The sequence below is a fragment of the Stenotrophomonas sp. STEN056 genome (assembly GCF_056759635.1).
Map to the genome: position 1 here is coordinate 96591 of NZ_JBRRDL010000005.1, position 21237 is coordinate 117827.

Sequence of the window (21237 nt, forward strand, 5' to 3'; positions counted from 1 at the left end):
GGCGACGGTGCCGGCAATCATGCGAACTTCCCTGCCTGGCGTAAAGCAACCGGGACGGCCAGGCGTGTGGCACGGGTACAGCCGCTTCCCGCCCGCACCGCCCCAGTGCACCGGGCGGTTTACTGCACCAGGAAAGTGATCCGCAGGTTGACCCGCCATTCGGTGATGTTGCCATCACCATCGGTCACCACCTTGGTTTCGTTGACCCAGGCGCCCTGGATGCCCTTGACGGTCTCAGCGACCTTTTTCAACCCGGAACGCACCGCATCTTCGACGCTGGTTTTGGACGACGCGCTGACTTCAATGATTTTCGCCACTGACATGTCCGACTCCTTGGTTGCACCACGAACCATTTCGTGGAGCCTGCGAGCTTGGCTGCTACCGTGTTAAGGCACTGACACGAGGTGCTAGCATCGCCTGACAATGAATCCCGCCCCCAATCTCATCCTGGTCGGCCCCATGGGCGCCGGTAAAACCTGCATCGGCCGCCGCCTGGCCGAGCGCTTCGGGCTGGCGTTTGTTGATGCCGACCAGGCCATCGTCGACGACGTGGGTTCCAGCATTCCCACCATTTTCGACAACGTCGGCGAGCCCGGCTTCCGCGCCCATGAAAAACGGGTACTGGCAGACCTGCTGGCGCAGCGCGGCCAGTTGATCTCCACCGGCGGCGGCGCGGTGCTTGATGCCGACAACCGCCAGCGCCTGCATGCACGCGGCTTCGTGGTCTACCTGCGGGTCAGCGTGCCGTCGCAGCTCACGCGCCTGCAACGCGACAAGACCCGGCCCCTGTTGCAGCGGCCCGACCGCGAACAGGTGCTGCTGGCCATGGCCGAACTGCGCGATCCGCTGTACCGCGAAGTGGCCGACCTGACCATCGACACCGACCTTTATTCCCCCGCCGAAGCCACCGCCCAGCTGGTGGTGCGGCTTGCCGCGCAATGGCAGCTTCCGGAACTCTCCGCATGACCGCTTCCCCCCGCACTGTCGCCGTTGGCGGCGAACTCCCCTACTCCATCCACATCGGTCCGGGCCTGCTGTCCGAACCCGACCTGCTGACCGGCGCCATCCGTGGCCGCCATGTCCTGCTGGCCAGCGACGACACCGTCGCCCCGTTGTATCTGGCGCGCGTGCGCCAGGCCCTGCAGGCCGCGCGCCCCGAGCTGAAAATCGGCGAGTACATCATCCCCGCCGGCGAAGCCTCCAAGACGCTGGAGAACTTCGGCGGTGCCATCAACGCATTGGCCACACTGGGTGCCACCCGCGATGCCTGCGTGCTGGCGCTGGGCGGCGGCGTGGTGGGCGACCTGGCCGGCTTTGCCGCCGCCTGCTGGATGCGCGGCGTGGATTGCGTGCAGTTGCCGACCACCTTGCTGGCGATGGTGGATTCCTCGGTCGGTGGCAAGACCGCGGTGGATATCGCGCAGGGCAAGAATCTGGTCGGCGCGTTCCATCCGCCGCGTGCGGTGATCGCCGACACCAGCGCATTGCGCAGCCTGCCGGTACGCGAGCTGCGCGCCGGGCTGGCCGAAGTGATCAAGTACGGCGCCATCCGCGACCCACTGTTCTTCCGCTGGCTGCAGGCCGAGCGCGAAGCACTGCTGGCCGGCGTTGACATCGCACTGGCCCAGGCCATCGCCCGCAGCTGCGAGCACAAAGCCGAGATCGTCGAACGCGACCCGCTGGAGAAAGGCGAGCGCGCCCTGCTCAACCTCGGCCACACTTTTGGCCACGCCATCGAGACCGCGCAGGGCTACGGCGCCCCGGGCAACGACAACCTCAACCACGGCGAAGCCGTGGCCGTGGGCATGGTGCTGGCCGCGCGCCTGTCGGCGGCACTGGGCATGGCCACGACGGCCGATACCGACACACTGCGCGAGCTGCTGGTGGCCTACGGGCTGCCGGTGACCATTCCCGCCGGGCTGAAACCCGAAGCCCTGCTGGCGCACATGCGCCTGGACAAGAAGAACATCGCCGGCCGCCTGCGCCTGGTGCTGTGGCGTGGCATCGGCAAGGCCGAAGTAGTGCCGGATGTGGACGAGGCGGCGGTTCTGGAGGTATTGCGGCTGGGTTGAAGCGGTAGCGCATTACCCCTCCCCAACCCTCCCCTTGGCCTGCGGCCAAAGGGAGAGGGGTAACAGCCGCTGCACGGCGATCTCACCGCCACAGCATGATCAGCTCCCTCCCTTTGGCCGCGGGCCAAGGGGAGGGTTGGGGAGGGGTAAGCCGTTTGTGTCCGGCTCCAAAGCGGCCGAAAACCCGCGCAGCGGCTACAATCAGCGCCATGCGCGTCCTACTGCAACAGCCGCCCAGCGGCAACGAAGCCCCCCGCTATGTACAGCTCACCCTGGTGCCGGACCTGCTCGGCGGCTGGGAGCTGCAGCGTGAAAGTGGCCAGATCGGCGGCCGCGTGCAATTGCGCCGGGAGCTGTTCCTGCATCAGGAAGAAGCCCAGCAGGCCTTCGAGAAAGGCCGTGACGCCCAGATCAAACGCGGCTTCCAGGTGATGTTCACCAGCGGCCTGTAACAACCCTGATCGGCCCTCCCCTGGCCGCATGCCGCGGCCGGCGCCGTTCCCTGTCCAGGAGTTTCTTCGTGACCAGCCCACTTCGCAACGACCGCTTCCTGCGCGCCCTGCGCCGCGAACCCGTGGACTGCACCCCCGTCTGGCTGATGCGCCAAGCCGGCCGCTATCTGCCGGAATACCGCGCCACCCGCGCCCGCGCCGGCAGCTTCCTGGGCATGGCCAAGCATCCGGAAGTGGCCTGCGAAGTGACCCTGCAGCCGCTGGAGCGCTTTGACCTGGATGCGGCGATTCTGTTCTCCGACATCCTCACCGTGCCCGACGCGATGGGCCTGGGCCTGTACTTCGTCGATGGCGAAGGCCCCAAGTTCAAGCACCCGATCCGCGATGTTGCCGCCGTCGACAAGCTGGCCGTGCCGGACATGGAAACCGAGCTGGGCTATGTGATGGACGCGGTGCGCCTGATCCGCCGCGAGCTGGACGGCAAGGTGCCGCTGATCGGCTTCTCCGGCAGCCCGTGGACGCTGGCCTGCTACATGATTGAAGGCGGCGGCAGCAAGGATTTCGCCCGCATCAAGGCCATGGCCCTGAACGAGCCCAAGGCCCTGCACAAGTTGCTGAGCGTGGTGACCGATGCGGTCATCGCCTACCTGTCGGCGCAGCGCGCGGCCGGTGCACAGGCGCTGCAGGTGTTCGACACCTGGGGCGGCGTGCTTGGCCCGGCGATGTACCGCGAATTCTCGCTGCGTTACCTCAACCGCATCGCCGCCGAACTGAAGCGTGGCGAAGGCGCCGAGCGCACGCCGCTGATCCTGTTCGGCAAGGGCACCGGCCAATATGTGTCCGAACTGGCCGCCAGCGGCGCCGAGGGCGTCGGCGTGGACTGGACCATTTCGCTGGAAGACGCCGCCCGCGCGGCCGGCGGCAAGGTCGCGCTGCAGGGCAACCTGGACCCGACCACGCTGTACGGCTCGCCCGAGGCCATCACCCGCGAAGTGGGCAAGGTGCTGGACAGCTACGCCGCCGGCAACAACGGTTCGCGCGAAGGCCACATCTTCAACCTGGGTCACGGCATGTCGCCGGATATGAACCCGGACCATGTCGCCGTGCTGGTGGACGCCGTACACCGCCTCAGCCGCCGCTGAACCCAAACTGCCGGGCGAGTGGCCTGCCCTCGCCCGGCACGCGTGCATTCAAGGAACGGAACATGCGATCACTGCACACCGTGTTGCTGGCGGTTCTTCCGGTTGTGGCCAGCAGTTGGGCGCCTGCCCATGCAAGCGATGCCGCGTCCAAACCGCTGCAACTGCAGCGCCGTGATTTCCCAACGCTGGCAGCAAACCAGAACATCCAGCGCCTGGTGATGTTCAATGCCGGCATTGAAGATTTCCCCAGCCGCTGCGACCAGCTGCGCGTGGTAAAGCTGCACGAGCTGTCGCCGCGCTGGCAGCCCCGCATCGCGCAGCTCGCATTGAAGCGCTGTGACATCAGCGCCTTCGACGATGGCGAAACCTACCTGAGCTACGAAGCCCAGGCCACGTTCAAACCTGGCGCGGTCACGCTGGAAGGCTTGCCGGTACTCGGCTACGACGAAGCCATGGGCGAAATGCACATCCAGCAAGGCTATCTCGTCGATGCGCCCATCGCCGCGTTGCTCAAGGCGTTGCGTCCGCTGATCGAACGCGATTGCCAGCCGATGCTGGAACTCAACCCAATGACCGTGCAGAGCTGCGCCATGAGCTACGACGGTGAAGCGTGGTCGGTGCTCGTCGGCGAGTTGAACCACACCGTTTGGCTGCGCGCGGACCCGGACAATCCCGCCCGTTCGTTGTACCAAGTCAGCGGCGGCGACTGATCTACGCAGCGCCTGCACACTGCAGGGAGGACAATGGCGGCCCGCACCCACGCCACGCGCCCTGATGACCAGTTCCGTTTCCAGCCCGCCGCCCGCCAGCACTACCCACAAGCCGCTGCTCTGGCTGGTGTCGCTGGCCATCTTCATGCAGATGCTGGATTCGACCATCGTCAACACCGCCTTGCCGGCGATGGCGCGCAGCCTCGGCGAAAGCCCGTTGCAGATGCAGTCGGTGGTCTTCAGTTATGCGTTGGCGGTGGCGACCTTCATTCCCGCCTCCGGCTGGATCGCCGACCGTTTCGGCACGCGCCGTACCTTCCTAGCGGCAATCGTCCTGTTCACCCTTGGCTCACTGGCCTGTGCCTTGTCGCCGACGCTGCAGTGGCTGGTGGCCTCGCGCGTGCTGCAGGGCATTGGCGGCGCGCTGCTGTTGCCGGTGGGGCGCCTGGCGGTGATGCGCACGGTGCCGCGCGATCAGTTCCTGGCGGCGATGAGCTTCATCGCCATTCCCGCGTTGGTTGGCCCCCTGCTCGGCCCGACGCTGGGTGGCTGGCTGGTGGAAGTGGCGTCGTGGCACTGGATCTTCCTGATCAACCTGCCGATTGGCTTGATCGGCCTGGTCGCGGCGGCGCGGATCATGCCCGACCACTATGCCCAGCGTAAGCACCGCTTCGACCTGGCCGGCTACCTGATGCTGGCCTTCGGCATGGTGGCGTTGTCATTGGCGCTGGACGGCGTTTCGGCCGTCGGCTCGGCGCAGGCGCTGGTGATCCTGATGGCGGTGATCGGCATTGCCGCGCTGGTTGGCTACTGGCTGCACGCGGCCAACAGCCGCGAGCCACTGTTCTCGCTGACGCTGTTCCACGTTGCCAGCTTCCGAATCGGCATTCTCGGCAACCTGTTCTCACGCATCGGCAGTGGCGCGATGCCGCTGCTGATTCCACTGCTGCTGCAGGTGGGCATGGGCATGAGCCCGATGCGCGCCGGCATGATGATGATCCCCGTGGCGCTGGCCGGCATGGCCGCCAAGCGCGCGGCGGTGTCGCTGGTACAGCGCTTTGGTTACCGCCGCATCCTGATGATCAACACCGTCTGCGTGGGCCTGGCAATGGCCAGCTTCGCGCTGATCAACCTGCAGCAGCCGCTGTGGTTGCAGGTGGTGCAACTGGCGATCTTCGGCGCGGTGAACTCCATGCAGTTCACCGTGATGAACACTGTCACCCTGCGTGACCTGGACATGGAACAGGCCAGCAGCGGCAACAGCCTGCTGTCGATGGTGATGATGCTGGCCACCGGCTTTGGTGCCGCCACCGCCGGCAGCTTGTTGGCGACATTCGGCACGCATCTGGTCGGCCACGGTGCGACTGCCGCGCTGCATGCCACCTTCGTCTGCGTGGGTGCGATCACGCTCAGTTCGACCCTGGTGTTCTGGCAGTTGCCGGAGAACCGGCCGCATCCGCGCGCCGTGGAGGAAGTGGCCGAATAAGCCCGTCCAAACACACGGTGAGAGGCCGCAAACGCCCTGCAGAAGCAGCGATGGCGATGCCGTGTACTTTGCTGCCGCAGGCGCGTTACCGACTGGGCCGCAGCAGCGTTCTGTGGATGCGCTGCCGCTGCTGGTGACACCCGGCTTCAGCGCGGCGGCAGGCCCTGCTCACGTCGCTGACGCGCATCGAGCACGCCGGCCATCGCCTCCAGCAGCAGCTGCGCCGTTACCGGCTTGCGCAGGAAATCATCAAAGCCCGCCTTCCGCGCCTGTGGTTCGGCCTCCGTGTCCGAGCGCGCGGTGACGGCGATCAACGGCATGTCATAGCCCATCGTGCGCAGTTGCAGGGCCAGGCCAAAACCGTCGATGCCCGGCAGGTCCAGGTCCAGAAGCGCGATGTCGAAACGGGTTGTCGATACTTCGGCCAGCGCCGCCAGCCCATGTGCGGCGTGCACCACGCCATGGCCGTGCACCTCAAGCAAGCCGCGGATCACCGCGGCAATGGTGGGGTCGTCCTCCACCAGCAGCACCTGCAGGGGCGGCAACGCGGCCCAGGGAGTTGCGCTACCACCCGCAACATCGGCCTCGGGTGCCACATTCCATGCCAACGGCAGTTGCACATTGAAACAACTGCCCTTGCCCGGCGTGCTGTCCACGTCGATGGCACCGCCCATCGCGACTGCCAGTTCATGGCAGATGGCAAGCCCCAGTCCGCTACCGCCGTAGCGCGCGGCAGTGCGTGCACCGTCGGCCTGTTCAAAGCGGCGGAACAGCCGCTTGCGTTGTTCGGCACTGATGCCCGGCCCGGTATCGCTCACGGCAAAACCAATACCGTGCCCGCCTTCGTCTGCATGCACGCGCAAACCCACCGCGCCGGCATTGGTGAACTTGATGGCATTGCCCACCAGGTTGAGCAGGATCTGCCGCAGGCGCAGCACGTCACCTGTGACCCGCGTGCGTGGCGGCGCGGTGTTTTCCAGGGTGAACTCCAGGCCGCGACGTTGCGCCAGCGGCTCCATCAGGCCACGCACATCGTCCAGCAACTGCTGCAGGTCAAAGGGCTGCACCTGCAGCTCCAGACGGCCGGCTTCGATGCGGGCCAGGTCCAGCGCGTCATTGACCAGGCGCAGCAGGTGCTCGCCGGCACGGCCGATCGCCTGCGTGTAACCACGCTGCCGCTCATCCAGGTCCGAGGCCAGCAACAGCTCGCTCATGCCCAGCACGCCGGTCATCGGTGTGCGCACTTCGTGGCCCAGGGTGGCCAGGAAACGGGTCTTTGCCAATGACGCCTGTTCGGCAAGTTCCTGCTTGTGCCGGGCTAACTGCCATTCGCTGCGGCGGCGCAGCCGGCGCCGGTACAGCCAGCCGCCCCACCACAGCAGGGCAACGCCCAGCACGATGAAAACCACCAGGCCCCCCGCACTGCGCCACCACGGCGGCTGCACGCGGAAGCTCAGGGTCCTGCCACGCGACCACACGTTGTCCGACGTCGCTGCCTGCACTTCCAACTGGTACTGCCCCGCCGGCAACCGTGAGAACACACGCTCGCCGGTCACGCCGACATCCACCCAGTCGGTGTCATAACCGGCCAGCCGGAAGCGGTAGGTGTTGGTTGCCGAATCGGCAAAGGACAGCAGCCGCGCGACGATGCGCAGGTCGCGGTCGCTTTCATGCACCACCGGCAAGGCGTCATGGGTAAGGTCCTGCACACCGTCACCCCGGCGCACGCTGACCCGTTCAATCACCAACGGCGGTTGTCGCGTGGACGGTTTGACCAGCGTGGGCTCGAACAACACCACGCCATCGGGTGTGCCGCCAGCCAGCTGACCACTGCGAGCCTGCACCAGCGTGCGCCGGCGGAACTCCTGCCCGGGCAGGCCGTCATGCACGCCGTACAAACGCACCGAACGACTGGCCGGGTCGATACGGATCAACCCGCGGGCACTGATTGCCCAGACCACCCCCTGTGCATCCACCACCACGTCGCTGGGTGTCAGCATCGGAAAGCCACGGTCTGCGCCAACGGTGTCCAGCAGCGCCATGCGCTCCCCGTCCCACAGGTAGCTTTCCATCCGCCCCAGCGTGCCCACCCAGACCACGCCGCTGTCGGTGACGTTGAAGGTTGATACACGCCCGCCCGGCGCGCCCGGCACCGGGGCAAAGTGCCCCTGCTGCGGCTGCCACGCCAGCAGCCCCGCGCCGGTGGCCAGCCACAGGTTGTCGTGCGGGCCACATTGCATGTCTTCGACCAGCGCGGACGGCAGGCCTGACTGCCCCAGCGGCAACTGCAGCAGCACCCGCCCCTCGGCGTTGCGCTGCTGCATGCCGCCGTCTTCCGAGTACACCCAGATGCGGCCACCATCACAGCTGCGGATGATGTCGGCATCGCCCAGCATCGCCGCGTCGGCAAGATCACCACGGCGCCAACGGCGCACGCTGTGATCGCGCGGGTTGTAACGCAGCAGCTCGTCCAGCCCGCCGATCCAGACCTGCCCGAGCGGATCTTCAGCCAGTGACTGCGGCCAGTTGTTGCCGTTGACCCTTTCCAGGTGGTGCCGCACCTCGCCGGTTGCCGGATCAAACCAATCCAGCGCCCCGCGCGTGCCAACCACCCACACGCCCCCGGAAGCCGAGGGCGCCAGCGCCAGCGGATACGGGTTGCGCAACGAGGCCGGATCGTCCTGGTGGCGTGACAGCACCGAGAACTGGCGCCAGCTCGGCGGCAGGTGCCACAAGCCGGCGTTGGTGCTGGCAAACCACAGCCCGCCCTCCCGATCTTCGTAGGCGCTGGTCCAGTTGGGCTTGACCAGCCCGCGCTCCTGCATGCTGTACAGCGGCACGTTGCGCACGCTGCCACTGCGGATGCGGCCCAGCCCATCCACGGTGTCCAGCCAATAACTGCCGTCGCTGGAGAACTCCAGCATGTTGAACACGTCCTGCGTTCCCGCCCCGAGCCAGGAGGCGCGCTCGAAACGACCGTCGGCCTGGCGCACCACCAGGCCGGCATTGGTGGCGATCCACAGCCGCCCCTGGCGATCCACCTTCAAGCCGTTGATCCGGTCCGACGGCAATACGCCCTGGCCAATGCGCTCGAACCCATCGCCATTCCAGCGTGCCAGCCCACCCTTGGTGCCCACCCACAGGCTGCCATCGGCTGTTGTCACCAGATAGGTCACCGCGGCGGCCGGCAGGCTGCGAGGGTCACCGGCCACCGGCATGAAACGCTGGATCACTCCCTCCGTGTTCAACCTGTACAGACCGCCGGTGGCGGTGCCAAACCACACGCTGCCATCGGGCGTGGAGGTGATTGCCCAGACCGTATTGCTGCTGATCTGCGGAAAACGCTGCTTGTCATGGAAGTGGAAGCGGCGCCGGTCCGCGCTCAGCATCACCAGCCCGGCATTCTGCGTGCCTATCCACAGCCGGTTGGCTGCATCCACATGCAGGCTCCATATCTGGTTGTCGCGCAGGCCATCCTCGGCGCGCCAGATGCGGTAGTTGCGGCCGTCGTAACGCGCCAGCCCGTCGCGGCTGCCCAGCCACAGGTAGCCGGTGTGGTCTTCGGCAAACGCATTGATGTTGCTTGATGGCAGGCCGTCGGCCACGGTGAGCTGGCGCGGCTGCGGCGTCGCGGGCACCTCTGCCCCTGCCACCGGGGCGAACACCAGCACAGCACTCAACACACTGCCAACCAACCACTTGATCAAGCCTGGCTCTCCTGCACACCCGCACCCATCGCCGTCGACCGCGGCGGAGTGCCGCGACCGCGCGCCAGTATCTGCGCGATGGCGCCCATCAGTATCTGGCCTGTCAGCGGCTTGCGCAGGAAACCGTCCATGCCTGCCTCACGCGCCAGGCGCTCGGCCTCGGCATCCGAGCGCGCGGTGACTGCAATCAGCGGGAACGCGTAGCCGGAGCCCCGCAGCTGCCGGGCCAATGCCATGCCGTCCAGTGCCGGCAGGTCCAGATCCAGCAGACCGATGTCGAAGGCATGCACGGCCACTTCCGTCAGCGCAGCCAAACCATGTGGCGCATGCACCACCTGGTGACCCCGCGCGCTGAGCAAGCCGCTGATGACCTGGGCCACGGTGCTGTCGTCCTCGACCAGCAGCACGTTCAACGCGCGGCCGATGGCCGGTTCGGCGCCTTCGCTGCCAGCGGTGTCCGGCTCGGCGGCGCTCTCCCAGGGCAACGGCAGCGCAACGAAGAAACGGGTGCCGGCACCCAGCCGGCTTTCCAGAGTGATGCCACCGCCCATGGCAATGGCCAGTTCCTGGCAAATGGCCAACCCCAGGCCGCTGCCGCCGTAACGCGAGGCCGTGCGCGGACCCTCGGCCTGCTCGAACCGATGGAACAGACGTTCCTGCTGTTCCTCGTTGATGCCCGGGCCCGTGTCACTGACCACCAGTTCGATGCCGCTGTGGTCCGGCTGCAAGGTGACCGACAGGCCCACCTTGCCCTGCTCGGTGAACTTGATCGCATTGCCCAGCAGGTTCATCAGTATCTGCCGCAGCCGCATCGCATCGCCGCGCACGCGCACCGGCGTCGCCAAAGGCGCGCCACGCTCGAACACAAGGCCACGGCGTTCGGCCATGGGCGCCATCAGCAGGACCACGTCTTCCAGCACGCATCCCAGGTCGAACGGCTGGTTTTCCAGCTCAAGCTTTCCCGACTCGATGCGCGCCAGGTCCAGCGCATCATTGACCAGCCGCAGCAGGTGCGTGCCGGCCTGCTGTATCGCGCCGGCATAGCGCTGCTGGCGTGCGTCCAGCTCGGTGTCCAGCAGCAGCTCACTCATTCCCAGCACGCCGGTCATCGGCGTGCGTACTTCATGGCCCAGGGTGGCCAGGAAGCGCGTCTTGGCCAGCGATGCCTGCTCGGCCAGTTCATGCTTGTGGATGGCCAGTTGCCATTCGCTGCGGCGTTGCACGCGACGCCGGTAGGCCTGCACCGCCGCCGTGATCAGCAACAGCGCCAACAGCACATACGCCGCGATGGCCCAGGCATTGCGCCACCAGGGCGGCGTTACTTCGATCAGCAATGACTGCGGGGCGGTCCACGCGCCATCATCCACCGCGCCCTGCATCTCCAGACGATGGCTGCCGGCAGGCAAACGCGACAGGATGCGCTCGCCCTCACTCCCCAGTTCCACCCAGTTCTGGTCATAGCCATCGATGCGGAAACGGAAGCGGTGGCTCTGCGGGTCGGCAAAGGACAACACGCGCGTGGTCACGCGCAGGTCGCGATCATCCGGGCCCAGCTGGATCACCTCACCGGCCAGGCGCTGCTCCTGCACGGCGTCCTCGCGCCGCACATGCACCGCGTCCACCACCAGTTGCGACATCGCCTTGCCAGCGACCGCCGCATCCGGGTCGAACCCCACCAGGCCGGTCGCCGATACCGCCAGCGCGCTACCGCAGCCGTTGTGTGCCGGCGGCCGGCTGGTGAACTCCACATCCGGCAGTCCGTCGCGTTCATTCAGCACCTGCAGGCGCTGGCCCTGCGGGTTCCACCACACCAGACCACGCGGCGTGGTCGCCCACAACTGCCCCGTACAGCCCAGCACCAGCCCACCCATCGACACCGCGGGTACGCCCTCGGCCGCACCCAGGCTGCGCTGCATAACGAAACCTCCCCCCTGCGGCCGGTAGAACTCCAGCCGCCCTTCGCGGCCCAGCCACAGCTCACCTTCCGCAGTGAAAGCCAGGTCGTACACCATGCTCTGTTCGATCCCCGGCACCGGCGTGAAGCGGCCGTTCTCGAACCGCAGCACACCGCCGCCCCCTGCCACCCACAACCGGCCCGCGGCATCCAGCCGCAACTGTTCGACCAGCTTCACCGGCAGCCCCGAGTCGCCACCGGCCGGGTAGTCGGCCAACAGCCGGCCGTCCGCGGCGCGGTGCTGCAGGCCGTGGTTGATGATCGACAGCCACACGCTGCCGTCAGGCGCCAGCCGCATCAGGTCGGCGCGCCGCTGCGGGTCATCGCCCACGCCCAGGTCAATGCGCTGGACGCGGCCATCGCCGGGCCGGTACAGCGCAACACTGCCGGCACGTCCCACCCAGACCTGGCCGTCAACGCCACGCAGTACCGACCAGTTGCTGCCCTTGCCCAGTTGCGCGTCACCCAGCAGCAGCGACAGGCGGCCGTCACGGTCGAGCCGGTGCACCCCATGCCCGCCGGCGATGAGGAAGCCGTCGCCGTCCACGGCCGCATTGAGCAGATACAGGCTTTCCAGCGCCTGCCCATCCAGTTGGTAATGCGTGGAGAAGCGTGCCCAGTCCGGCCGCAGGTAGGCCAGCCCCTGGGTGAGCATGGCCATCCACACGCCACCTTCGTGATCCTGCAACAGGTCCAGCACCCCACTGCGCGCGGTCAGGAAACCACTTCCCTGGTCGCCATCCAGCAACTGCAGGGTATGGGCGTCACCGCGGTACAGGCCGCTGCTGCTGCCAACCCAATAGCCGCCATTTCGGTCGTGCAACACCATCGCCGCGCGCGCCTGTTGCGCCTGCGGCCACGGGGCAGGTGTCACCGTGCCGTCGTCCAATACCCGGTACAGGCCCTGGCTGGTGCCCGCCCAGATGCCACCGTCACGGTCACCACTGAGCCGGATCACATCCTTGTCCTGCAGCAGTGGCGAGGCGATGCGGGTGAAGCGTCCGTCGGCCGCGTCCCAGCGCGCCAGCCCGGATGCCGTCCCCACCCAGACCACCTTGCCGCCATTGCTGGCCAGCAGTGAATAGATGGTGTCATCGGGCAGGCTGCGCGGATCGTCGGCCTGGTGCTGATAACGGCTCACGCTGCCATCGGCGTGAAGCCGGCAGATGCCGGCCCCGCTGGTGCCGACCAGCAGATCGGCACCACTGCTGGCCAGGGCCCACACCTGTTGAGGACAGGTTTCCTCAAGACGCGCGAAACGGCGGAACTGGCGGCGGTCAGCATCCAGCATGGCCAGCCCTGCGCCGTTGCTGCCGACCCATATCCGGTCCTGCGCATCGATGGCCAGCACTTCCAGCATATTGCCGGGCAGTGAGCCGGGACGCTGCGGATCGTGCCGCCACACCTGCAGTTGCTTGCCGTCGTAGCGGGCCAGCCCGTCATCGGTCGCCGCCCACAGATACCCCTGGCGGTCCTGCGCCAAGGCCAGCACCATCCGCGACGGCAAGCCCTCGGCCACGCCCAGGCGACGCAGGCGGGGCGTCTCGGCAAGCTCGGAAGCCATGCTCCAGCCCGGCCATGCCACCAGCAGCAGCACCACCGCCAGGCGGGTACAGTCCAGTAGCCATTTCATCAAGGTTCGGCACTCCCTGCGCTGCCGTGGATTCCCGGTGCCAGCGCACAATACGCCGCAAACCCCTTCGTGAGAGCCGACTTTAGCGCCCACCGGAACACGGGGCAAAGCACCAGTGCCGCCAGCGAATGCTCCCTGTAACAAACCGTTGCGCAATCCGGACACAAACGCTGACCTGCATCCGCCTAGAATCGGTGGCACTCACCCATGGGGCCGGAACCTTGCTGCGACTCTTCCTGCTGCTCAGCTGTGCCCTGCTGCCGCTTGCCGCCAACGCCGGCACCGACCGCTACCGGCTGGACCCGGTGCACACGCGCGTGCTGTTTGCCATTGAACATGCCGGTTTCTCGCAGGCATTGGGCACCGTATCGGGCAGCGAAGGCGTGCTGCTGTTCGACCCGGATGACTGGTCCAGTGCGCAGCTTGACGTGGTGGTGCCGATCAGCCGGCTGGATCTGGGTGACGACAAATGGAACCAGGCCACGCTGGCCCGCAACCTGCTTGATGGCGAGCGCTTCCCGCAGGCGCGGTTTGTGTCCGAGCGGGTCGAAGCCGTGGATGCCGGGCATGCGCGCGTATTCGGCCGCTTGAGCCTGCGCGGCGTCACCCGCGAGGTGGTACTGGAGGTCACGCTCAACGCGCTCAAGCGTCACCCGCTGCCACCGTTCCGGCGCACGGCGGGTTTCTCCGCCACCACCACGCTGAGCCGTGCTGACTTCGGCATCGACGCCTGGAAATCGGTCATCGGCGACCGCGTGGAGTTGCGTATCGAGGCCGAGGCGGTGCGCGATGGCAACGCCGAAGTGCCGGACATGCCTGCGGACAACCCTTCCCTGCCGCCCGACGATGCACTCCAGGACGCGGCAGACGCCGCCCTGAAACTTGAACAAGGAAACCACCCATGAGCCTGAAAAACACCGCCGAGCGCTGGGGCAGCGTCAGCAAATCCCTGCATTGGCTGATTGCCGTGCTGATCCTGGCACTGGGCATCGTCGGCCTGATCATGGGCGAGTTCCCCAAGACGCCCAAGTATTTCTGGATCTACACCCTGCACAAATCCATCGGCATCACCGTGCTGGTGCTGGTGGCGGCCCGGCTGGTCTGGCGCCTGTACGCCGGGGCGCCGGAGGCGGTGCCCGGCACGCCGCGCTGGCAGGAGCGCATTGCCTCGGCCACGCATTGGCTGCTGTACGTGATGATGTTCGCCATCCCGGTGGCCGGCTGGGTGTACGACTCAGCCAGCGGCCTGCGCCCGTTCAAGCTGTTTGGCCTGTTCGAGATGCCCAAGCTGGTCGCCCCCAGCGATTCGGTCAGCCAGGTGTCCCACGCCATCCACGAATGGGGCTTCTGGGCGCTGATCCTGATGGTGCTGGCACACGCTGGCGCTGCGTTCTATCACCATATTCACCAACGTGATGCCACCCTTGCCCGCATGCTTCCGCAGCGTTGGCTCACTTCCCCCCAAAAGGAATCCGCATGAACATCAAGCTCACTTCTCCGGCCGCCGTGGCCGCCGCCCTTGCCGGCATGCTGGCCACCGCGCCGGTGTTGGCCGCTGACTATGTGCAGGCCCCGGGGGCCGGCTCGATCCTGGTGTTTGCCACCAAGTACGACGGTGAAGTGTTCACCGGCACGTTCCCCGGCTTCCAGACGCAGCTGAGCTTCGACCCGGCAGACCCGGCCGCTGCCAAGCTTGATGTCACCATTCCCCTGGCCGGTGCCAAGAGCGGCAACAGCGACCGTGACTCCACCCTGCAGGGCGCGGATTTCTTCAACGTCGCCTCCTTTGCCCAGGCCCGTTACACCGCCAATGGTTTCCGTGCACTGGGCAACAACCAGTTCGCTGCCGACGGCACGCTGGAGCTGCGCGGCATCAGCAAGCCGGTGAGCTTCACCTTTACCTGGGCACCGGGCGCACAGCCGGTACTGACCGGCAAGGCCACGGTGAAGCGCCTGGACTTCGGCGTTGGCGGCGGCGATTGGGCCGACATCAAGACCATTCCCAACGAGACGGCAATCAGCACCATCGTCAAGTTCAACGCCAAGTAAGATCGCAGGCCCGGTCATCCAGCGATGACCGGGCCACGCAAAACGCCAGTGCCGGGCCCTGCCCGGCAGCGGTTTCATTGATCAACGCCCACGCACCAGCCGGTGCAACACCATGCCGCCGATCATCGCCGGCACAAACCACAGCGCCTCGGGCGAGAGCACGCCCAACCCGACCAGCGCCGGACCCGGGCAGTAGCCTGCCAATCCCCAGCCGATGCCGAACAACGCCGCGCCCAGCAACAAGGGCCGGTCGATGCTGCGCAGGTCCGAAATCTGAAAGCGCTCGGCGAACACCGGCGATGGCCGCCGCAACACGAAACGGAACAGCAGCAGCGTGGTCAGCACCGCGCCGGCAAGCACGAACAACAGCGCCGGGTCGAAATCACCAAACACATCCAGAAAGCCCAGTATCCGCAGCGGATCGGTCATCCCCGATACCGCCAGGCCAAGCCCGAACAAGGCACCGGACAACAGCGCCGCCACGGTGATGCGTACGCTGCTCATGCCACGTGCCTCAGCAGATACGTGGTCACGATGGCGGTGGACATGAAGGTCACCACCGCGGCCAAGGAACGCAATGACAGGCGGCCCAACCCACACACACCGTGACCGCTGGTGCAGCCGTTGCCCATGCGCGTGCCGAAGCCCACCAGCACGCCGGCAATCACCAGCAACAGCGGTGAAAAACCCTGTCGTGGCGCATACGCGCCCGGCACCCACCACAGCCACGCGGCACCGGCGCCGACCAGGCCCAGCAGGAATGCCAGCCGCCACGCCACCTCGCCACGCTGCGGCATCACCACGCCGCCAACGATGCCGCTGATGCCGGCGATGCGGCCGGTCAGCCACAGCAACAACGTAGCCGCCAGACCAATCAGTACACCGCCGCCCAGCGCGCTCATCCAGGTACTCATTGCACGCGCCCCATCTGGCCCAGCGGCAGGCGGAAATAGCGGATGCCATTGGCGTCGGCGTCAGGCAGGCGCCCGCCGCGGATGTTGACCTGCAGCGCCGGCAGGATCAGCCGCGGCACGGGAAGAGTGGCATCGCGCTGCTGCCGCATCTGCACAAAGGCGGCCTCGTCGGTGCCGTCCTTCAGATGCACGTTGTCCAGCTTCTGCGCAGCAACGCTGGTCTGCGGCTGCGCCTCGCGCTTGCCACCGGGATAGTCGTGGCACAGGAAGATGCGGGTGGTTTCCGGCAGCGACAGGATCTTCTGGATCGAGGTGAACAAGCGGTGTGCATCACCGCCGGGAAAGTCGCAGCGCGCCGTGCCGGTATCCGTGGCAAACACGGTATCGCCGATGAAGGCCGCATCGCCGACCACATAGGTCAGGCTGTCATCGGTATGCCCTGGCGTGGCAATCACCCGCGCCTGCATCGGGCCAATGTTGAAACGATCACCATCAACGAACAGACGGTCGAACTGGCTGCCGTCGGCGGTGAATTCATCGCCCAGGCCAAACAATGTCTTGAAGCGCTGCTGCACCTGGATGATGCCGCGCCCAATGGCCACCGGCGCGTGCAAGGTATCGGCCAGGTAGCCCGCCGCACTGAGGTGATCGGCATGGGCGTGGGTTTCCAGTATCCACTCGACCTTCAACCGCCGCTCACGCACGAAGGTGAGCACCGCATCGGCCGATGTGGTGGCGATGCGCGCGCCGGCCGCGTCGTAGTCCAGTACCGGGTCGATGATCGCCGCCGCCCCATCCACCTGGTCGTAGACGACATAGGTGAAGGTGCCGGTATCGCGGTCGAAGAACGCTTCGACGTGCGGTGCAGGTTGCGGAATCTGGCTCATGGAAGCCCTCGCGTTTTGTAATTTAGATTTTTCTAAACTATATTGGCCGCCAGCAAATCACAAGCCCCCGGCGGGCCCCCATACATGAATGCGACTGACATCGACGTTGAGCAGATGCAGGTGCACGCCGAACAGGCGGCCCAGCTGCTGAAATCACTTGCTCACCCCGCCCGCCTGCGGGTGCTGTGCCAGTTGGTGGAGGGTGAGGCGTCGGTCGGCGAACTCCAGGCAAGGGTGGGCTTGTCGATGTCAGCCCTTTCCCAGCACCTTGCCGTGCTGCGCGAAGGCGCCCTGGTCAGCACCCGTCGCGAAGGCCAGACCATTTACTACGCCCTGGCCGACAGCCCGGCGCTGGGCGTGATGCATGCACTGCATGAAGCCTACTGTGGCAACAGCAAACCCAAACGCCGCAAAGCCCGGGCGTAGCCGCGCATCCGTTCCACATCCCGCTGCACAACACGCAAACCCCGATGCCCTGCGAGCGCACCCAGGGCCGGCGACCGGAACCCAAGTGCTTACGCCTGGGTCTTCGGTGCCAAAGCCCGCGCAGCCAGCAGGCGATCCAGGATTGATTTCAGGGCCAGGGGCCGCACGGGTTTCTGCAACAAGGTCAGCCCCTGTTCCATCACTTCGCGGCGTGTGGAAAGGCTGTCATCGGCACTGAGAATCAACGTCGGCCGTGCACCGAAACGTTCCGCCAGACGCAACTGCAGCGCGGTGCCGGTATCACCGTCATCCAGGTTGTAGTCGAACAGCCACAGCATCGCCGGCTGCCGCTCCATCGCCGCCTGCGCCTGCGCGTCACCGCTGGCCTCGGCCACCGCGTAACCCCAGCCGCGCAACAGGCCGGCCAGTGCTGCCAGTGCTGCCGGGTCGTTGTCCACCACCAATACCGACACCGCCTTGCTGCTGGCGCCGCCAGGCTGGCCGGTCGCAACAGAGGCCAGTGGCGCATCGGCCGACGGCACCGCTACCGAGAACACCGTCCCCCTGCCCTTGTCACTGCGCAACGCCAGCGGCGCATGCAGCAGGCCGGCGATGCGATCGGCAATGGCCAGCCCCAGCCCCAATCCCTGCCCACTACTTTCCTCACCGCGCCGGAATTCCTCGAAGATCCTGCGCTGTTCGCCCTTGGCGATGCCGGGCCCGGTGTCATGCACTTCGATGCGCACACGCCCGCCCTCGCGCCGCACTCCGAACAGCACGCCGCCCTTGGCCGTATAACGCACCGCGTTGGCGAGGAAGTTCTGCAGCACGCGGCGCAGCAGTTGCGGGTCACTGTTCACCCACAGGCACGTCGGCACGTAGTGGAAATGCAAGCCTCGCGCCGAGGCCAACGCGCGGAATTCCGAAGCCAGTGGATCCAGCACTTCGGCAAGCGGCAGATCACGCAGCTGCGGCACCAGGCCACCGGCTTCCAAGCGCGACATGTCGAACAGGCCGGTCAGCAGATCGGTGGTGGAATCCAGCGCGCCGCGTATCTGCACCACCGCCTGCTGCTGTTGGCTCGACTCCACCTGCTGCGCCAGCGTGTCGGTGAACAGATGTGCCGCGTGCAGGGGCTGCAGCAGGTCATGGCCTACCGCAGCAAGGAACCGACTCTTGGCATCGTTGGCGCGCTCGGCCTCCCGCTTGGCCGATTCCAGCAGCGCAGTCCGCTCACCCACGCGCTGCTCCAGCGTTTCGTTGCTGCGCTTGAGTTCACGCTCGCTGCGGCGGAACGCGGTGACATCGGTGAAGGTCGCCACAAAGCCGCCACCCGGCATTGGATTGCCGCGTATCTCGACGATGCTGCCATCGGGGAACACGCGCTCGGTGAGGTGCGGCGTCCCGGCACGCATGAACGCCAGACGTCGGTCCACTGCGCGCTCATCACCGCCGCGCTGCGGCATGGCCTGCAAGGCCCAGCGGGTCAAGTCCATGATCGGCCGCCCCACCTGCAACAGCTCATCGGGAAAACCGAACATGCGCGCGTACGGCCGGTTCCAGGCCACCAGCCGCTGCTCACGATCAATCACGCTGATGCCTTGGCTCATGTTCTGCAGCGCCGCCTGCAGCACCTGCTGGCTGAAGCGCAGATCCTGCGACGCCTCGCTGACGATGGCGGCCACGGTCGCCAGTTCACTGCCTTCGCGACGGGCCGCATCCAGCAGCAACCGCGCCGAAGCCGCGCCGAGCACGGCAGAAAGTTCACGCTCCAACTGCGCTTCGATCAGTGCAGGCACCGGCCCGTGACGCGGCGCATCGGCAAGCAGCCGCTCCACCTTTTCAAAGGGCAGGAAGCGGCGTCCGGCATCGCGCAGGGTGTCCGCATCCAGGTTGCGACTGGCGCGGTCGGGCGTATCACGTCGCCACACCATCGCCAACAGCGTCACCGCCGTGCCAACGAACAGGCTTGCCCCCACCGCCCGGCCCAGCGGCGTCCAACCCGTCAAACCAAACAGCCCCTGCGGCGCCAGCCACTGCCAAGCAAACGGGCCCTCCAGTACCCACGCGGGCATGCGCCCGCCGTTCTCCAACAGCGAGGGCAACAACAACACCCAGGCCCAGGTCACGAAGCCTGCAAGCACACCGGCAATGGCCGCACGCGGCGGCGTCTGCGGGCGCCAGATTGCAAAGGCCAGCACCGGCACCAGCGTCGCCAAGGCCGAAAATGACACCGCTCCGATATCGGCCAGCACATTGCCGCCACCAATCAAACGGCTGTAAGCCCAGGCCAGCAGCATGATCACGCAGATGCCCACGCGACGCAGCCACACCAATTCGCGACGATGGTCAGCACCGCCCGCGCGCGCCCAGGCACCGCGCAACAGGCCAGGCGCAAACCAGTGGTTGCCGATCATCAGGCTCAGGGTCAACGTGCTGACCACCACCATGCCGGTGGCCGCGCTCAAGCCGCCCAGGAAGGCGAACAAGGCAATGCCCTCATGCCCGGCGGAGAATGGCAGCGCCAGCGTGTACATGTCCGAAGGCACGCTGTTGCCCAGCAATGCGGTACCGGCACGCGCCAGCGGTAGGATCGGCAGCGCGATCAGCAGCAGATACAGCGGGAACAACCAGCGCGCGGTGCGCACATCGGCAGGATCGCGGCATTCCACCACGCCGACATGGAACTGATGCGGCAGCAGGAACATCGCCAAGCCCCCCAGCAGCACCAGCGGTACAAAGCCGCCTGCCGGCGTATCCACCGCCGGTGCAATGGGCGCCGCCGGCAGGCCGTCCAATCCAAACCAGACAAACGCACCCAGCGCCAACATCGCGCACAGCTTGAACACCGACTCCACCGCCATCGCCAGCACCAGGCCACGGTTGTGCTCGGAGACATCGGCCCGGCGCGCACCGAACAGCATCGCGAACAAGGCCATCGCCAGCGCCACGTACAAGGCGCTGTCATGCCATGGTGATTCCCCCTGCCCGGCGTTCACTGCGCGCGAGGTGATCATGCCGAAGCTCATGGCCACGGCCTTGAGCTGCAGTGCGATGTAGGGAATCAAGCCCAGCGCCGCAACCAGCGTGACGGTCGCCGCCAGCCATGCATCGCGCCCCAGGCGCGCGGCAATCAAATCGGCCAGCGAGGTGGCATTGGTTTCACGCGCAAGGCGCACCAGGCGCACCATCACGCCCACGGCCAACGCATAGAACAGGATCGCGCCGACAAAGGTCGGCGGCAGCGGCCAGCCATGCCGCGCAGCCTGGGTAACGGTGCCGTAGAACGTCCACGAGGTGCAATGCACCGCCAGTGACAAGGCATACACATGCCGCCAATGCCGCGCGAACGCCGCCGGCCGGCGCTCGCCGTACAACGCCGCGCCGAACATCAACGCCAGCCAGGCAAAGCCCGCCAGCGCCACCGTCACCAGACTCAACATGGATTTCAGTTTCCCGGAAGCTGCCCGGCAGGATACGGAGTTCGCAGGTGCGGATGAAGGGATGAACGCTTGCGGAGGGCGTGGTGACGATGACGGCGGCGAATGCGATTACGGCGTGTGGTGCGGCTTGAAGCCCCTCTCCCCTGGGAGAGGAGTTGGGGTGAGGATGCGGTGCGCTCGATGTATTGAGCCTTGGCAGCGGTTTTCATCGCAAAGACACAGCGCGTGGTGATCCTTACAGCTCGCTGCCGTTTGACCGAGCCAGTTCTAAAAGCGCCCGGCGAAGATCAACGACGAAAGCTGCCCTCACCCCACCCCCTCTCCCGTGAACGGGAGAGGGGCTTCAAACAACAGCAACAGCA

Annotated in this window: 17 protein-coding genes; 10 read left to right on the top strand and 7 right to left on the bottom strand. The window is 66.5% G+C overall.

The genetic code is table 11. The features are described 5' to 3' along the window. Nucleotides 1-119 precede the first annotated feature (119 nt). Nucleotides 120-323 (bottom strand): dodecin family protein, encoded by a 204-nt coding sequence (locus tag ACVOLO_RS04620; protein WP_481569111.1) that lies wholly within the window; start codon nt 321-323, stop codon nt 120-122. Nucleotides 324-423: 100 nt separating this feature from the next. On the opposite strand from ACVOLO_RS04620, the gene ACVOLO_RS04625 reads away from it, so the two are divergent. From ACVOLO_RS04625 to mdtD, 6 genes are all read left to right on the top strand, one after another. Continuing rightward, the gene (locus tag ACVOLO_RS04625) at nt 424-966 is read left to right on the top strand and encodes a shikimate kinase (RefSeq protein ID WP_481569112.1); all 543 of its coding nucleotides are present in this window, start codon (nt 424-426) and stop codon (nt 964-966) included. Beyond that, nucleotides 963-2072 (top strand): 3-dehydroquinate synthase, encoded by a 1110-nt coding sequence (gene aroB / locus ACVOLO_RS04630; RefSeq protein WP_481569113.1) that lies wholly within the window; start codon nt 963-965, stop codon nt 2070-2072. Before ACVOLO_RS04625 ends, aroB begins: the two co-directional genes overlap by 4 nt. A gap of 209 nt (nt 2073-2281) precedes the next feature. Continuing rightward, nucleotides 2282-2524, top strand: coding sequence for a WGR domain-containing protein (locus ACVOLO_RS04635; RefSeq protein ID WP_481569114.1), 243 nt, complete (start codon nt 2282-2284; stop codon nt 2522-2524). Between the two features lie 68 nt (nt 2525-2592). After that, nucleotides 2593-3666 (top strand): uroporphyrinogen decarboxylase, encoded by a 1074-nt coding sequence (hemE, locus tag ACVOLO_RS04640; protein ID WP_481569115.1) that lies wholly within the window; start codon nt 2593-2595, stop codon nt 3664-3666. A 62-nt stretch (nt 3667-3728) separates the two neighbouring features. Continuing rightward, the gene (locus ACVOLO_RS04645) at nt 3729-4376 is read left to right on the top strand and encodes a hypothetical protein (protein WP_481569116.1); all 648 of its coding nucleotides are present in this window, start codon (nt 3729-3731) and stop codon (nt 4374-4376) included. A 64-nt stretch (nt 4377-4440) separates the two neighbouring features. After that, complete coding sequence (mdtD, locus tag ACVOLO_RS04650) at nt 4441-5862, top strand: multidrug transporter subunit MdtD (protein WP_481569117.1); 1422 nt, start codon at nt 4441-4443, stop codon at nt 5860-5862. Between the two features lie 146 nt (nt 5863-6008). Here the strand turns inward: mdtD and ACVOLO_RS04655 are convergent, their stop codons facing one another. Continuing rightward, the gene (locus tag ACVOLO_RS04655) at nt 6009-9566 is read right to left on the bottom strand and encodes a sensor histidine kinase (protein WP_481569199.1); all 3558 of its coding nucleotides are present in this window, start codon (nt 9564-9566) and stop codon (nt 6009-6011) included. After that, a complete protein-coding gene (locus ACVOLO_RS04660; protein WP_481569118.1) occupies nt 9566-13156 on the bottom strand; it encodes a hybrid sensor histidine kinase/response regulator in 3591 nt (1196 codons plus the stop codon). Before ACVOLO_RS04660 ends, ACVOLO_RS04655 begins: the two co-directional genes overlap by 1 nt. Before the next feature lie 221 nt (nt 13157-13377). Between ACVOLO_RS04660 and ACVOLO_RS04665 the strand changes: the two genes are divergently transcribed. From ACVOLO_RS04665 to ACVOLO_RS04675, 3 genes are read left to right on the top strand one after another with little or no spacing between them, the layout of a single operon-like run. Then, complete coding sequence (locus ACVOLO_RS04665; protein WP_481569119.1) at nt 13378-14061, top strand: YceI family protein; 684 nt, start codon at nt 13378-13380, stop codon at nt 14059-14061. Continuing rightward, nucleotides 14058-14636: a cytochrome b gene (locus ACVOLO_RS04670; protein WP_481569120.1), complete on the top strand. Its 579-nt coding sequence runs from the start codon at nt 14058-14060 to the stop codon at nt 14634-14636. The genes ACVOLO_RS04665 and ACVOLO_RS04670 overlap by 4 nt, the downstream gene beginning before the upstream one ends. Continuing rightward, the gene (locus ACVOLO_RS04675; RefSeq protein ID WP_481569121.1) at nt 14633-15205 is read left to right on the top strand and encodes a YceI family protein; all 573 of its coding nucleotides are present in this window, start codon (nt 14633-14635) and stop codon (nt 15203-15205) included. Before ACVOLO_RS04670 ends, ACVOLO_RS04675 begins: the two co-directional genes overlap by 4 nt. 81 nt (nt 15206-15286) lie before the next feature. Here ACVOLO_RS04675 and ACVOLO_RS04680 read toward each other — a convergent pair whose 3' ends face one another. Genes ACVOLO_RS04680 through ACVOLO_RS04690 form a run of 3 tightly spaced genes read right to left on the bottom strand, consistent with a single transcriptional unit; the run spans nt 15287 to nt 17006 of the window. Beyond that, the gene (locus ACVOLO_RS04680; protein ID WP_481569122.1) at nt 15287-15709 is read right to left on the bottom strand and encodes a DUF6691 family protein; all 423 of its coding nucleotides are present in this window, start codon (nt 15707-15709) and stop codon (nt 15287-15289) included. Next, nucleotides 15706-16119, bottom strand: a complete 414-nt coding sequence (locus ACVOLO_RS04685; RefSeq protein WP_481569123.1) for a YeeE/YedE family protein — start codon at nt 16117-16119, stop codon at nt 15706-15708. Before ACVOLO_RS04685 ends, ACVOLO_RS04680 begins: the two co-directional genes overlap by 4 nt. Continuing rightward, nucleotides 16116-17006, bottom strand: coding sequence for an MBL fold metallo-hydrolase (locus tag ACVOLO_RS04690; RefSeq protein WP_481569124.1), 891 nt, complete (start codon nt 17004-17006; stop codon nt 16116-16118). Before ACVOLO_RS04690 ends, ACVOLO_RS04685 begins: the two co-directional genes overlap by 4 nt. Nucleotides 17007-17090: 84 nt before the next feature. Here ACVOLO_RS04690 and ACVOLO_RS04695 point away from each other — a divergent pair, with 84 nt between their 5' ends. Then, nucleotides 17091-17432, top strand: a complete 342-nt coding sequence (locus ACVOLO_RS04695) for an ArsR/SmtB family transcription factor (RefSeq protein ID WP_481569125.1) — start codon at nt 17091-17093, stop codon at nt 17430-17432. Nucleotides 17433-17521: 89 nt separating this feature from the next. On the opposite strand, the gene ACVOLO_RS04700 is transcribed toward ACVOLO_RS04695, so the two are convergent. Beyond that, nucleotides 17522-20875: a sensor histidine kinase gene (locus ACVOLO_RS04700; RefSeq protein WP_481569126.1), complete on the bottom strand. Its 3354-nt coding sequence runs from the start codon at nt 20873-20875 to the stop codon at nt 17522-17524. Nucleotides 20876-21237: the final 362 nt, after the last annotated feature.

Bases quoted from the DNA above. Each gene is read 5' to 3' on its own strand.
- ACVOLO_RS04695 (WP_481569125.1), top strand. From the start codon at position 17,091: ATGAATGCGACTGACATCGACGTTGAGCAGATGCAGGTGCACGCCGAA.
- ACVOLO_RS04700 (WP_481569126.1), bottom strand. From the start codon at position 20,875: ATGTTGAGTCTGGTGACGGTGGCGCTGGCGGGCTTTGCCTGGCTGGCG.
- ACVOLO_RS04625 (WP_481569112.1), top strand. From the start codon at position 424: ATGAATCCCGCCCCCAATCTCATCCTGGTCGGCCCCATGGGCGCCGGT.
- ACVOLO_RS04690 (WP_481569124.1), bottom strand. From the start codon at position 17,006: ATGAGCCAGATTCCGCAACCTGCACCGCACGTCGAAGCGTTCTTCGAC.
- ACVOLO_RS04645 (WP_481569116.1), top strand. From the start codon at position 3,729: ATGCGATCACTGCACACCGTGTTGCTGGCGGTTCTTCCGGTTGTGGCC.
- ACVOLO_RS04635 (WP_481569114.1), top strand. From the start codon at position 2,282: ATGCGCGTCCTACTGCAACAGCCGCCCAGCGGCAACGAAGCCCCCCGC.
- ACVOLO_RS04685 (WP_481569123.1), bottom strand. From the start codon at position 16,119: ATGAGTACCTGGATGAGCGCGCTGGGCGGCGGTGTACTGATTGGTCTG.
- ACVOLO_RS04670 (WP_481569120.1), top strand. From the start codon at position 14,058: ATGAGCCTGAAAAACACCGCCGAGCGCTGGGGCAGCGTCAGCAAATCC.
- aroB (WP_481569113.1), top strand. From the start codon at position 963: ATGACCGCTTCCCCCCGCACTGTCGCCGTTGGCGGCGAACTCCCCTAC.
- ACVOLO_RS04680 (WP_481569122.1), bottom strand. From the start codon at position 15,709: ATGAGCAGCGTACGCATCACCGTGGCGGCGCTGTTGTCCGGTGCCTTG.
- mdtD (WP_481569117.1), top strand. From the start codon at position 4,441: ATGACCAGTTCCGTTTCCAGCCCGCCGCCCGCCAGCACTACCCACAAG.
- ACVOLO_RS04675 (WP_481569121.1), top strand. From the start codon at position 14,633: ATGAACATCAAGCTCACTTCTCCGGCCGCCGTGGCCGCCGCCCTTGCC.
- ACVOLO_RS04620 (WP_481569111.1), bottom strand. From the start codon at position 323: ATGTCAGTGGCGAAAATCATTGAAGTCAGCGCGTCGTCCAAAACCAGC.
- ACVOLO_RS04660 (WP_481569118.1), bottom strand. From the start codon at position 13,156: ATGAAATGGCTACTGGACTGTACCCGCCTGGCGGTGGTGCTGCTGCTG.